Origin of the sequence: Exiguobacterium sp. Leaf187, from assembly GCF_001423925.1 — a bacterium.
GTDB classification, from domain to species: Bacteria; Bacillota; Bacilli; order Exiguobacteriales; family Exiguobacteriaceae; genus Exiguobacterium_A; species Exiguobacterium_A indicum.
This window is the reverse complement of sequence record NZ_LMPR01000009.1, coordinates 933,020-946,805: the sequence shown is the minus strand read 5'-3', so window position 1 is coordinate 946,805 and position 13,786 is coordinate 933,020. Positions and strand designations below refer to the sequence as shown.

The following is a 13,786-nucleotide window of genomic DNA, read 5'->3' as shown; positions in this document are numbered from 1 at the left end:
GGATCCTTTGGGTAAGCGTGTATACGAATTCGCCAAGGAACAAAACGTAACAAGTAAGCAGGTCATCACCCAGCTCGAAAAGCTGGAGAAACCAGTCAAGAATCATATGGCAGTATTAGATGAACAGACAGTACAGCAACTCGATCAAGTATTTAATCCCGAAAAATATCGGGCTCAAAAGACGGAGGCTCCAAAACAAGTGAAATCAGATAATAAACCGAACCGACCAGGAAGTACAAACAAACCAGCAGGTAACCAATCACGTAACAGCAAAGGCGGACGCCCAGAATTCGGCAACCGTAACAACCGTGGCGGCAAACGTCGTCCGAACCAAAAGAAAGCAGAACCACGCAAACTTGAAGTAGCGGATCCGAACTCGAAGTCGAGTCAACGGAAAGCAGCTCGCCGAGCGCAAGAAGAGGCGATGGCAAACGTCGTTCAATACTCTGACAACTTGACAGTCGGTGAACTCGCTGAAAAAATGGCGAAAAAACCGAATGAACTGATCATGAAATTGATGGGTCTCGGTGTCATGGCGACGATCAACCAAGATCTTGATGACGAGACAGTCGAACTGCTCGCGACAGAGTTTGGTTTTGAAGTCGAAAAGACTGTCCAAGTCGATGAGACGGACTTTGATCAATACGAATTGAACCTTGACCAGTACGAATTGTCTGAGCGTCCACCGGTCGTTACGATCATGGGACACGTCGACCACGGTAAAACGACATTGCTCGATTCGATCCGTAACACGAAGGTCACTGCAGGCGAAGCCGGCGGGATCACGCAGCACATCGGTGCTTACCAAGTTGAGATTGACGGCAAGAAGATCACGTTCCTTGATACACCAGGTCACGCGGCGTTCACGACGATGCGTGCACGTGGAGCAGATGTCACGGATATCGCGATCATCGTCGTTGCAGCCGATGACGGTGTCATGCCGCAGACGGAAGAAGCGATCAGCCACGCGAAAGCAGCTGGCGTTCCAATCATCGTCGCTGTCAACAAGATGGATAAAGAGGGTGCGAACCCTGACCGTGTCAAACAAGAATTGACAGAGTTCGAACTCGTTGCAGAGGACTGGGGCGGCGATACGATCTTCGTACCGGTTTCAGCTCTTAAAGGAGACGGCATCGACGAATTGCTCGAGATGATCCTTCTCGTCTCAGAAGTTCAAGAATACAAATCAACACCAGACATGAACGGTCGCGGAACAGTCATCGAGGCGAAACTCGATAAAGGACGCGGTCCAGTCGCTACACTTCTCGTTCAACACGGAACACTTCGCGTTGGTGACCCGATCGTTGTCGGTCACACGTTCGGTCGTATCCGGGCAATGGTCAACGATATCGGTCGTCGTGTCAAAGAAGTCGGACCATCGACGCCAATCGAAATCACAGGTCTAAACGATGTTCCGAAAGCGGGCGATCAATTCTTCGCATTCGAAGATGAGAAAAAAGCACGCCAAATCGGTGAAGCACGTTACCAACGTGAAATCGAAGCACAACGTCGCGATTCAGCGAAAGTTAGCTTAGAAGATCTCTTCGACCGCATCAAAGAAGGCGAAGTCAAGGACCTCAACATCATCATCAAAGGTGATGTCCAAGGTTCAGTTGAAGCCTTAGCCGGTTCATTGAAGAAAATTGATGTCGAAGGTGTTAAAATTAACATCGTACACTCAGGTGTTGGTGCGATCACGGAAGGTGACGTCATCCTCGCCTCGGCAGCAAATGCGATCATCATCGGATTCAACGTTCGTCCGGATGGTAACGCGAAATCAATGGCGGATCAGGAGAAGGTTGAAATTCGTCTTCACCGGATCATCTATAACGCGATTGAAGAAATCGAGCAAGCGATGAAAGGTCTCCTTGATCCTGAGTTCGTCGAGAAAATCATCGGTCAAGCTGAAGTCCGCGATGTCATCAAAGTATCGAAAGTCGGTACGATCGCGGGTGGATATGTCACGGAAGGTAAGTTAACGCGTGATGCAGGTGTCCGTGTCGTTCGTGACAGCATTGTCATCTACGAAGGAAAACTCGATACACTTCGCCGCTTCAAAGATGATGTCAAAGAAGTCGCTGCTGGTTACGAGTGTGGTATTAAGATCGAACGTTATGATGACGTAAAAGTCGATGATGTCATCGAAGCGTTCATCATGGAAGAAGTCAAACGGAAGTAACAGAACGGAATCCATTCTTCCGAACTGGAGGGAACAAACATGAGTTTACGCTCGAATCGTGTCGCCGAACAGGTGCGTAAGGAAATTACGCAACTGCTCATCAAGGATGTCAAGGATCCACGCGTCAAGCCGATTACCGTCACAGGTGTCGAAGTGACAGGAGACTTGCAACAAGCGACGATCTTCTATTCAGTCCTCGGTGACGAAAAAGCACGTGAGGATGCGCGCATCGGTCTTGAAAAATCAAAAGGCTTCATGCGTAAGGAAATCGGATCGCGGATTCGTCTGCGGAAAACACCTGAACTATTGTTCGAGGTCGATTCTTCTGTCGAATACGGATCACGCATTGATGAGTTGCTTCGGAATTTGAACAAAGATTAACACCTAAGGCAACCACGCGTGTGGTTGCCTTTTTTCAAGGAGGACATCACGTGGAACCCATCGGAGTATTACCACTAGATAAACCAGCCGGCATGACGAGTCATGATTGTGTCTTTCGTCTACGTCGCTTGTTTCAGACGAAAAAAGTCGGACATACAGGGACGCTTGACCCAGAAGTAACAGGTGTCTTACCGATTTGTCTCGGTCGAGCGACGAAACTTGCCCGTTTCATCACGGATGAAGGAAAACGTTACGCGGCGGAAGTGACGATCGGTTTTGCAACGACGACAGAAGATGCACACGGAGAGATCGTTCGTGAAACACCGGTCGAACCCGAAAGTATTACTGAAGAGGCGATCGCTGATATTCTGTGCGCCTTGACAGGAGAGATCGAACAGACGCCACCGTATTATTCAGCAGTCAAAGTGAACGGGAAGAAACTATACGAATATGCACGAAAAGGGATTGAAGTCGAGCGACCGACACGGATCGTCCGTATCGATCGATTGGAACGGACATCGGACCTTGTGTTCGAAGATGGTCTTTGTCGCTTCCGCCTTGATATCGCATGTGGAAAAGGGACCTATATCCGGACACTAGCAGTCGAAATCGGAGAACGACTCGGTTATGCGGCACACATGAGCGACTTACGCCGGACAGGTTCTGGTGCGATTGCTGAGACGGACACCGTCACACTCGAGACACTCGAATCGTATGAGACAGTCGAAGAGCGGATGCAACACGTCCTTCCGATCGAACACGTCATCCAAAAATGGCCACGATTGACGGTTGATGCAGCAACAGCGCAACGTGTCTTGAACGGAGCAAAGCTGACAAGCATTCCAGTCGAATTCGAGCTGTTTACTGTCTATAATGAAGAGGACGTACCTTTAGCGCTATATCGACGTCTTCCAGAAGAACAGGTAGCACGCGTCGAGGTCATGCTACAAATCGATTAAGATCGGAGAGAGCATAATGGACATCATACATTTGACATATCCGGAACAGCCTCAAAAAGCCCCTGCTGTCATCGCACTTGGCTTTTTTGACGGTGTACATCTCGGACATCAGCAAGTCATCGCAGCAGCACGGAAAGAAGCGGAGGCTCGTCGCCTGCCTTTGGCTGTCATGACCTTTGATCCACATCCGAAACAAGTACTTGGTAAAGGGGATGAACCGGTCCGCTACATCACGCCGCTTGAACGTAAATTAGAGAAAATCGAACGCCTTGGTGTCGATCGTGTTTACGTCATTGAGTTCACGATTCCTTTCTCGGAATTGTCACCGCAAGCTTTCGTCGATGAATATCTGATTGCGTCCGGTGCAGAGCATGTCGTCGCTGGATTTGATTATTCCTATGGTCGCTTCGGAGCTGGCAAAATGACGACGCTTGATTTTCATAGTCGTGGCACGTTCACGCACACCGTTGTAGCAGAGTTCCAAGAAGAAGCAGAAAAAATCAGCTCAACCCGGATTCGTCGTTTACTTGCTGCAGGAGAAGTCGAACCGGCTGCACGTTTACTCGGAGAACCCTACCAAATCAAAGGCACGATCATTCACGGTGACGCACGCGGTCGACAAATTGGCTTCCCGACAGCCAACATGCGCCCAGAATTCGCCTACGTCATACCGAAACTTGGTGTGTATGCGACATTCGTTCGCTTAGCGGACGGTCGTCGATTCAAAGCGATGACGAACGTCGGCAGACGCCCGACGTTTTATGAGACGGGAGACGTCAGTATTGAGACACATCTTCTTGACTTTGATGAGGATCTTTATGGTCAAGAATTGACGCTTGAATGGATTGCTTATTTACGCGATGAAAAAGCCTTCAATGGTATCGATCAATTGAAAGAACAGTTGACACGAGACCGCGAAGAGGCAAATACACGATTAAGCGTTTGACAGTACGGACAGGGTTCGTTATGATAGGTCAGTACGATTACGTACAGCCGATTCACTTGGCATCTGGTCTCACCATCCGATGCTCGGGAATACGGTCATTCATAAGATGGAGGTGGAGTGACAATGGCACTCACAAAAGAACGTAAAAACGAAATCATCGAAGCATATGCTACGAAACAAGGCGATACTGGTTCGCCGGAAGTACAAGTTGCTGTTTTAACTGAACAGATCACAACTTTGAACGATCACTTACGTACACACAAAAAGGATCACCACTCACGTCGTGGTCTCTTGAAAATGGTCGGTCGTCGCCGTAACTTGCTCACATACCTTCGTAACAAGGATGTTGCACGTTACCGTTCGTTGATCGAGCGTCTTGGTCTCCGTCGCTAATCCCGACGAGAACGAGGTAGGGAAGCAGGAGCATCGTCTCCTGTTTCTTTTTTTTGCCGATTCATGGACTTTTTGCGCAAGAACCTACATAATTAGATTTGAATGAAAAAACGGATAGCAGTGAGAGGAGATTTGTGCATGTCACAAACAAAACAGACGTTTTCGACCGAACTCGGTGGACGTCCATTAACGATTGAAATCGGTCAATTAGCAAAACAAGCGAACGGAGCAGCATTGATTCGCTACGGCGATACAGCCGTTCTTGCTACGGTCGTTGCATCAAAACAACCGAAGGACTTAGATTTCTTCCCATTAACAGTGAACTATGAAGAAAAATTATATGCGGCAGGGAAAATCCCAGGTGGATTCCTTAAACGTGAAGGACGCCCTGGAGAGAGCGCGATCTTGACTTCGCGTCTGATCGACCGTCCGATCCGTCCATTATTCCCGGACGGTTTCCGTCACGACGTACAAGTCGCGACGACGGTCCTTTCGTCAGATGCTGATAATTCACCAGAAGTCGCTGCGATGATCGGGGCTTCGATTGCCCTTTCGATCTCGGATATTCCATTCGATGGTCCAATCGCAGGCGTGACGATCGGTCGCGTCGACGGAGAGTTCGTCGTGAACCCGACTTCAGCGCAAATGGAAGTCAGCGATATCGACCTTCAAGTTGCCGGAACAAAACATGCCGTCAACATGGTCGAAGCAGGTGCGAAGGAAGTATCGGAACAAGCAATGCTTGAAGCGATCTTGCTTGGACACGATGTCATCAAGGAAATGATCGCTTTCCAAGAGGGGATCGTCGCACAAGTCGGTAAAGAGAAGTTCGAATATACGGTATCAAGCTTCGATGAGACAATCGTCAATCGCCTGAAAGCAGAAGCATTGGCAGAAGTCACACAAGCAGTTCAAGTCGAAGAAAAACAAGCACGTGACGTTGCCATCAACGAAGTCATCGCAAAATACATCGAGTTGTATGCAGCTGACGAGTCAGTCACAGCAGAACAACTAGCAGAAGTATCAGGCGTTCTCAACAAGTTCGTCAAAGACGAAGTCCGCCGTCTGATCACAGAAGATAAAATCCGTCCAGATGGTCGTGGTCTTGCTGAGATCCGTCCACTTGATTCAGAAGTCGGTCTCTTACCACGTGCACACGGTTCAGGTTTGTTCACTCGCGGTCAGACACAAGTCTTGTCTGTTGCGACACTCGGTGTTGCGGGTGACGCTCAAATCATCGATGGACTGGGTCTGAAGGAAGAGAAGCGTTTCATGCACCACTATAACTTCCCGCCATTCTCAGTCGGGGAAGCACGTCCGATGCGTGCACCAGGTCGTCGTGAAATTGGTCACGGGGCACTTGGAGAACGCGCACTCTTACCAGTTCTTCCGAATGAAGTCGATTTCCCGTACACGATTCGTCTCGTGTCAGAAGTCCTTGAGTCGAACGGTTCTTCATCACAGGCTTCAATCTGTGGTTCGATCCTTGCCATGATGGATGCTGGTGTTCCACTTAAAGCACCTGTCGCTGGTATCGCGATGGGCTTGATCATGGAAGGCGACAATTACTCGATCTTGACAGATATCCAAGGGATGGAAGATCATCTCGGAGATATGGACTTCAAAGTCGCTGGAACTCACGAAGGTGTCACAGCTCTGCAAATGGATATGAAAATCGGCGGAATCACGCGTCAAATCCTCGAAGAAGCACTCGAGCAAGCACGTCTTGGTCGTCTGCACATTCTTGAGCATATGCAAACGGTCATCGCTGAACCACGTGTCGAATTGTCACAATACGCACCAAAAATCGTCACACTCAAAATCAATCCAGATAAAATCCGTGATGTCATCGGACCTGGTGGTAAAGTCATCAACGGTATCATCGATGAGACAGGCGTCAAGATCGACATCGATCAAGACGGAACCGTCTTTATCGCTTCGACTGATCAAGCCGGCATCGATCGTGCCCGTCAATTGGTCGAAGATATCGTCCGTGAAGTCGTCGTCGGTGAAGAGTTCGATGGAACAGTTCGTCGTGTTGAGAAATTCGGTGCATTCGTCGAATTGTTCAAAGGAAAAGACGCACTCGTCCACATTTCGGAACTCGCACTTAACCGTGTCGGTCAAACGGAAGATGTCGTCAAACTTGGAGATAAGCTAAAAGTCCGTGTCACGGAAATCGATGACAAAGGACGCGTCAACGCTTCACACAAAGTCCTGCTCGTCGAAGGCTTAAGTGAAGAAGATCGTGCTGCATACGAAGAAAAGAAAAAGACAGAGCGTGAGAACCGCCCGCCACGTCGGGATCAGGGTTCACGCCCACCACGTGACGGACAACGTCCACCACGTCGTAACTAATGAATCCAAGGTGGCTCGACGGTGCAGAGAATGCAACGAGAGCCACCTTGTTTCCTATATTTGGAGGAATTACTATGATCGAACGGATACAATTAGAAAACGGAGTTCGACTGATCGTTGAACGGATGCCGGAAGCACGCAGCGTCGCGACCGGAATCTTCATTCAAGCAGGAAGTCGGACGGAACAGATCGAGGAGCATGGTATCAGTCATCTCATCGAGCATATGATGTTTAAAGGAACAAAACGCCATACGGCAAAAGAGATTGCGGTTTACTTTGACCGACTTGGTGGAAATATTAATGCGTTCACGAGTAAGGATCAAACGTGTTATTACGTCAAGACACTAGATGAACATGCAGGCGAAGCCTTTCACGTATTGGCGGACATGTTCCTTGAATCGACGTTTGACGCGGATGAACTGGAAAAAGAGAAAAAGGTCGTCATTGAAGAGATCAAGATGTACGATGACACACCGGATGATCTCGTCCATGAGTTATTAGCTGTTGCGGCTTACGGAGAAGATGTCATGGCTCGACCGATTCTTGGAACGGAAGAGAGTGTGCTTCGGATTGATCGTGCGATGATCGGACGATATCTCGAAGAAGCGTATGCTCCGGATCAAATCGTCATTTCCGTTGCCGGAAACGTCTCAGACGAGTTGATTGCGCAGATTCAAGAGCGGATGTCGATTCTCGAATCACGATCGAAGACACGCGAGACGACAGAGCCAAGGTTACAAAATGGTGTGATTCGTAAGGAAAAGGATACGGAGCAGGCTCATATTTGTTATAATTTCCGTGCGATTCCTTCTGCTGACCCACGTTTGCCTGCCCTCGCCTTACTCAATAATGCATTCGGTGCGACGATGTCGAGTCGCTTGTTCCAATCCATCCGAGAGGAACGCGGTCTTGCCTATTCAGTCTTTTCCTATTACACGACGTTTGACGATCATGGAACGTTCACGATCTATGTCGGCACGTCTCCGGAATCGGTCGAAGAGGTCGAACAGGTCCTCGCTGCTGAAATCGATCGCTTGAAGCGGGATGGATTATCGACGAAGGAACTCGAAGATGGGATTGAACAGCTGAAAGGTTCTCTGATTCTAGGCAACGAAGGCACATCGAGTCACATGAATCGAAACGCCCGAAATGAGTTGCATCTACATCGCCATCCATCACTTGAAGAAGTGTTAGCGGATGTCGAACGGATTCGTCCATCGGATATCGAAGGGCTGATTGAGCACATCTTTTCGGAGGAACCGGCAAAGGCCTATATTCTTCCGGCAGACGAAGAAGAGGAAGCATGATAGCAGAACGGAATAGATGAAACATATGAAATGACGATGTCGAGAAAGAAGGAATACCGTTGAATTTAGCTGAATTGATTCAAGTCATACAGACGCAAAAAATCGAACGAATGGTAGAAGTGGACGTTACGTCCATTACGACCGATTCACGGGATGTTAAACCGGGAACATTGTTCGTCGCCATCAAAGGATATACTGTTGATGGACACGACTATGCTAAACAGGCGGAAGCACAAGGAGCGGTCGCGATCGTTGCGGAACAACCGGTCGACGTGTCGATTCCTGTCATTCTTGTTCGTAGTACATCACGTGCCATTGCCGAGTTGGCTGGCAAATTCTATGATTATCCTTCTGAAAAGATGCGGATGATTGGTATTACGGGAACGAATGGGAAAACGACGACGACGACGATCGTCCGTGATATATTAGCGCACCTTGGTCGGAAGACGGGCATCATCGGTACGGTTGAAGTCAAGATTGGTGACCGCGTCGTGCCAAGTCGCAATACGACACCACAAAGCTCCGAGTTACAAGCCTTTCTGTATCAGATGCACGAAGAAGATGTCCAAGATGTCATCATGGAAGTCTCTTCACATGGATTAGAGCTTGGTCGGGTAACGGGTGTCGATTACGACGTTGCGGGATTCACGAATCTGACGCATGATCACCTTGATTTCCACAAAACGTTTGAAAACTATGCGCGTGCCAAAGGATTGTTGTTTGCACAACTCGGTCAACGGCTGTCGACAGAGAAAGTCGCGGTCTTGAATGCGGATGATCCGACGAGTGAGCTGTATGAGATGATGACAGGTGCTCGTGTCATGACATACGGCATCGACAACGCAGCTGATCTTCGAGCAACAGCGATTGAACAGTCGCTTCAACAAACGACGTTCACGATGCTGTACAAGGAAGAACAAGTCGATGTCACGGCGAATTTCATCGGTCGCTTCAACGTCTACAATCTGTTGCTTGCGACAGGGATCCTCTTATCTTGCGGATATGAGCTAGCGACGATTGCAGGCGCGATTTCAGCAATCCGTCCGGCAAAAGGTCGGATGCAACGCTTGCCGATTGAAGGATATAACGTGTATGTCGACTATGCGCATACGCCTGACGGCATCGAACAGTGTCTGAAAGCACTCGTTGACGTACCGAAGGAAAAGATCGTCTTCCTGATTGGGACAGGTGGAAATCGCGATGTGACGAAACGACCAAAGATGGGCGAACTCGCTTCGACGTACGCAGGAACCGTTGTCATCACAACGGATGATCCACGATATGAAGCATATGAGTCGATTACATCCGGCATCGCCAAAGGGATGACCCACGATCAGTTCGTTGAAATCGGTGATCGGGAAGAGGCTGTGCGTTACGCAGCACGACTCGCACGACCAGATAATATCGTCATCTTAGCCGGTAAGGGCCATGAAAAATATCAAATCATTGGGGATGAGAAATTCCCGCTCGATGAGGAAATCATCGTCAAAGAGATGATACGGCAAATGGAGGAACAGAAGTGACTTATCAACCAATCGTTGTAACCATAGATCAATTTGAAACATTCGTAAAAACACATCCCAAAGGCGACTTACTCCAGCTTCCAGCATGGGGAGAAGTCAAAAGCGCGACAGGATGGACACATGAACGGATCGCGGTCGGAACGGCTTCCGGTGAGATTGCCGGAGTTGGTCTTCTTTTGTTCAAGAAAGTACCGAAGCTACCGTTCACGCTTTGTTATGCACCGCGCGGTTTCGTCGTCGATTATACGGATACGGACGCACTTCGCGCCCTTCGTGACGAAGCGATTCGTGTCGCAAAACAACAGAAGGCAATTGCGATTAAATTTGATCCAAACGTCGAGCGGGAAGAATATCCTGGTCTGTTGCAGGAGATGCAAGGACTTGGCTTTAAACATAATGGCTTCGGTGGCGGTTTTGACTACGCGCAGCCACGCTTTACGATGGAGACGAGTCTTGTAGGGACAGAAAAAGAGATCTTCGACGGTTTCCATTCGAAGTTCCGCTACAACGTCCGCCTTGCTGAACGCAAAGGTATCGTATGCGAACAAGCGGATCGTGAAGGGCTAAAGACATTTGCGAAACTGATGGTCGAGACGGGCGAACGGGATGGTTTCTCGATCCGCGGTCTGGATTATTTCGAGAATCTGTACGATCATCTCCATCCAAAAGGTGATGCGGTCTTGTTTTTGACGAAACTCGATGTCGTACGTGCGCTTGAGAATACAGAAGCCTTATTACTTCAAGCCGATAAGGAACTCTCGAAGATTCATCGTCAGCTTGAGAAAGAGACGGCTGAGAAAAAGTTAAAGAGCTTAAACAATCGCTTGGAGCAGACGACAGCACAAATCGAAAAAGCCGAGAAGTCGAAGACGGAACTGATGACGATTGCTGCCAAACATCCAAACGGTGTCATCCTGTCTGGTGGTCTTTTGACGCTTGCTGGTCGTCGCTCGTATTACTTATACGGCGCTTCATCGAACGAGTACCGGGAATTCATGCCGAACCACTTGATGCAGTGGACGATGATGCAATATGCGAAAGAACATGGTGCGCTCTCCTATGACTTCGGTGGAGTCAGTGGTTCGACAGACCCGGATGATCATTACGCGGGACTCTATGCCTTTAAATCTGGTTGGGGTAGCCGGATGATTGAAAAAATCGGTGAGTTCGATTATGTACTCAATCGTCCGCTCTATCTGTTGCTTGAGACTGGGTTACCGATTTTACAAAAACTTCGGAAGAAGCTTCGCCGCTGATGAAACGGGGAACAATCTTCGGTTGGATCGTATTTTTATTGACGATGTTTGCGATTGGATTGTTTCTTGCGGCATCCATGAATCGGATGCCGACGATTTTAATGGATCAACCGGAGCTCGGGATTGATAGTTGTCCACGAGATGTAGCGGGGGAAGATCGCTTAATTAATGCAAGCGAGACGAACCTGAAGCGTCTCCACCCAGCTGTCGAAGCAGGGGCAAAGGATCTGATCCGTGTTGCGCATTCGTGCTACAATATCGATATCAAGATTACGCAAGGATACCGCTCGATTCAGCAACAGAACGCGCTTTATGAACAAGGACGTTCTAAGGCAGGGGAAGTCGTCACGAATGCACGTGGTGGTGAATCGATGCACAATTATGGACTCGCTGTCGATTTCGTTCAGCTCGTGAATGGAGAGATTTCATATGATCTTGAGTATGATGGGAATCGGTCAGGGAAAAGTGATTGGCGTGAAGTCGCGGATATCGGAAAAGCGCTCGGTTTTGAATGGGGAGGCGATTGGAAACGATTCGTCGACTATCCTCATTTTGAGATGACGTTCGGGTATTCGCTCGACGAACTGAAGGCTGGTGAACGTCCAAGCCGTTCGGAAAAAGCGAAACGAACGGAAGAAGTCGAAGATTTGTTGAATACGTGATCAACGTCATTCCTGGAGTAATGTGGCAGGAATGACGTTTTTTTTAGATTTCCTAGTCCGATTGTTGGCAGATTGTGAAAATTCGGCTAGAATAGTGATAGTGATAAGTGGACGGCTCACGAAAAGTGAATATGAATTATAGGAGGTCATGTTGTGTCAAAGAAGAAGACGGAAAAAGTAAGCGTCTTTGCTCTTGGTGGCGCCGGTGAGATCGGGAAGAACATGTACGTCGTCGAACTCGACGAGGACATCTTCGTCATCGATGCCGGATTAATGTTCCCAGGAGACGAGATGCTTGGAATCGATAAAGTCATTCCAGACATCAGTTATTTAAAAGAAAACAAAGAGCGGATTCAAGGGATTTTCATTACCCATGGTCACGAGGATCATATCGGGGCACTCAGTTACGTCTTGCGTGACTTAAAAGTACCGGTTTACGGAACGCGTTTGACGCTCGGTTTGATTGAACACAAATTAAAAGAAGCCGGTTTATTGAAAAAGGCAGATCTTCGTCCAATTGATGCCAAGACGAAATTAACCGTTGCAGGTCATTTTATTACGTTCTTCCGGGTCAACCACTCGATTCCGGATGCAGTCGGGGTATGTATTCAAACATCTCAAGGTGCGATCGTCCATACAGGGGATTTCAAGTTCGATTACACACCAGTTGATGGAAAACAGGCGGATTTCGGGAAGATTGCAGCAATTGGTCAACGGGGAGTGCTTTGCTTACTGTCTGACTCAACGAATGCAGAGCGACCAGGGATGTCTGGATCAGAATCGATCGTCGGTTCTGAACTGAACGACGTCATCTATGAGGCACCAGGTCGTGTCATCGTCGCTTCATTTGCTTCGAACATTCATCGTCTACAACAAGTGTTTGCGGCAGCAGAAGCGAACAATCGAAAAGTAGCGGTCGTTGGTCGTAGCATGGTCAATAACGTCGAAGTGGCACAGCGTTTGAATTACTTACGCTTCAAACAGAAAACATTGATTGATCTATCTGACATCAACCGCCTCGACGACAACCAAGTCGTCATCTTGACGACAGGATCGCAAGGTGAGCCGATGGCAGCCTTGACACGAATGGCGCGTAACGCACATAAGCAAGTCAATATTCGCTTGAACGATACGGTCGTCGTTGCGGCTTCGCCGATTCCGGGTAACGAAAAGTCGGTTTCGAAAACGATCGATCTTTTGTTCCGTGCTGGTGCGAATGTCATTTACAACCAACGGAAAGTACACGTGTCCGGTCACGGTCATGCGGAAGATCTGAAGTTGATGCTCAACTTGATCAAACCGAAATTCTTCCTACCGATTCACGGAGAATTCCGGATGCAAAAGGCACACAGTCGTCTCGCACAGACGGTTGGCGTCAATGCGAACAACATCTTCATCATCGAGAATGGGGATGTCGTTGAGTTCGAGAAGCGCAAAGCACGGATGTCACGCAAAGTGAACGCTGGAAACGTCTTGATCGACGGAATCGGTGTGGGTGATGTCGGAAACATCGTCCTTCGTGATCGTCGCTTGTTATCGCAAGACGGTGTCGTCCTTTGTGTCATTACGATCAGCCGGAAAAACAAAACGATCGTATCGGGACCAGAAATCATCTCTCGCGGATTCGTCTACATGCGTGAATCAGAGGATATGATCAACGAAGCAAACCGAATCGTTGCGAAACAACTACAAGGTAAATTAAATGGAGAATTGGATTGGACGGAGATGAAGTCGTTGATTCGAGATAAACTGAGTGCTTATCTCTATGAACAGACGAAACGCCGCCCGATGATTCTTCCAATCATCATGGAGATTTAACAAA

11 protein-coding genes are annotated in these 13,786 nt (G+C 48.5%); all 11 read left to right on the top strand.

All coding sequences use genetic code 11. The features are described 5' to 3' along the window. Positions 1-7: 7 nt before the first annotated feature. Complete coding sequence (infB, locus tag ASF99_RS09250) at positions 8-2,179, top strand: translation initiation factor IF-2 (protein WP_023468680.1); 2,172 nt, start codon at positions 8-10, stop codon at positions 2,177-2,179. A 39-nt stretch (positions 2,180-2,218) separates the two neighbouring features. Beyond that, the gene (gene rbfA / locus ASF99_RS09245; RefSeq protein ID WP_023468679.1) at positions 2,219-2,560 is read left to right on the top strand and encodes a 30S ribosome-binding factor RbfA; all 342 of its coding nucleotides are present in this window, start codon (positions 2,219-2,221) and stop codon (positions 2,558-2,560) included. A gap of 50 nt (positions 2,561-2,610) precedes the next feature. Next, positions 2,611-3,519 (top strand): tRNA pseudouridine(55) synthase TruB, encoded by a 909-nt coding sequence (gene truB / locus ASF99_RS09240; protein WP_055968629.1) that lies wholly within the window; start codon positions 2,611-2,613, stop codon positions 3,517-3,519. 16 nt (positions 3,520-3,535) lie between these two features. After that, positions 3,536-4,465, top strand: coding sequence for a bifunctional riboflavin kinase/FAD synthetase (locus ASF99_RS09235; RefSeq protein ID WP_055968627.1), 930 nt, complete (start codon positions 3,536-3,538; stop codon positions 4,463-4,465). A 123-nt stretch (positions 4,466-4,588) separates the two neighbouring features. Further along, positions 4,589-4,858: a 30S ribosomal protein S15 gene (gene rpsO, locus ASF99_RS09230; protein WP_023468676.1), complete on the top strand. Its 270-nt coding sequence runs from the start codon at positions 4,589-4,591 to the stop codon at positions 4,856-4,858. A 138-nt stretch (positions 4,859-4,996) separates the two neighbouring features. Beyond that, positions 4,997-7,216, top strand: a complete 2,220-nt coding sequence (gene pnp / locus ASF99_RS09225) for a polyribonucleotide nucleotidyltransferase (protein ID WP_035396793.1) — start codon at positions 4,997-4,999, stop codon at positions 7,214-7,216. 74 nt (positions 7,217-7,290) lie between these two features. Continuing rightward, positions 7,291-8,523 (top strand): M16 family metallopeptidase, encoded by a 1,233-nt coding sequence (locus tag ASF99_RS09220; RefSeq protein WP_023468674.1) that lies wholly within the window; start codon positions 7,291-7,293, stop codon positions 8,521-8,523. Between the two features lie 59 nt (positions 8,524-8,582). Next, the gene (locus ASF99_RS09215; RefSeq protein WP_023468673.1) at positions 8,583-10,046 is read left to right on the top strand and encodes a UDP-N-acetylmuramoyl-L-alanyl-D-glutamate--2,6-diaminopimelate ligase; all 1,464 of its coding nucleotides are present in this window, start codon (positions 8,583-8,585) and stop codon (positions 10,044-10,046) included. After that, positions 10,043-11,302, top strand: coding sequence for a lipid II:glycine glycyltransferase FemX (locus ASF99_RS09210; RefSeq protein WP_029342035.1), 1,260 nt, complete (start codon positions 10,043-10,045; stop codon positions 11,300-11,302). Before ASF99_RS09215 ends, ASF99_RS09210 begins: the two co-directional genes overlap by 4 nt. Next, on the top strand, positions 11,302-11,964 hold the full coding sequence (locus ASF99_RS09205) for a M15 family metallopeptidase (RefSeq protein ID WP_023468671.1): 663 nt from the start codon (positions 11,302-11,304) through the stop codon (positions 11,962-11,964). Before ASF99_RS09210 ends, ASF99_RS09205 begins: the two co-directional genes overlap by 1 nt. 153 nt (positions 11,965-12,117) lie before the next feature. Beyond that, the gene (locus tag ASF99_RS09200; RefSeq protein ID WP_023468670.1) at positions 12,118-13,782 is read left to right on the top strand and encodes a ribonuclease J; all 1,665 of its coding nucleotides are present in this window, start codon (positions 12,118-12,120) and stop codon (positions 13,780-13,782) included. The last annotated feature ends 4 nt before the right edge of the window (positions 13,783-13,786 follow it).

Bases quoted from the DNA above. Each gene is read 5' to 3' on its own strand.
- rbfA (WP_023468679.1), top strand. From the start codon at position 2,219: ATGAGTTTACGCTCGAATCGTGTCGCCGAACAGGTGCGTAAGGAAATT.
- ASF99_RS09235 (WP_055968627.1), top strand. From the start codon at position 3,536: ATGGACATCATACATTTGACATATCCGGAACAGCCTCAAAAAGCCCCT.
- rpsO (WP_023468676.1), top strand. From the start codon at position 4,589: ATGGCACTCACAAAAGAACGTAAAAACGAAATCATCGAAGCATATGCT.
- pnp (WP_035396793.1), top strand. From the start codon at position 4,997: ATGTCACAAACAAAACAGACGTTTTCGACCGAACTCGGTGGACGTCCA.
- ASF99_RS09220 (WP_023468674.1), top strand. From the start codon at position 7,291: ATGATCGAACGGATACAATTAGAAAACGGAGTTCGACTGATCGTTGAA.
- ASF99_RS09205 (WP_023468671.1), top strand. From the start codon at position 11,302: ATGAAACGGGGAACAATCTTCGGTTGGATCGTATTTTTATTGACGATG.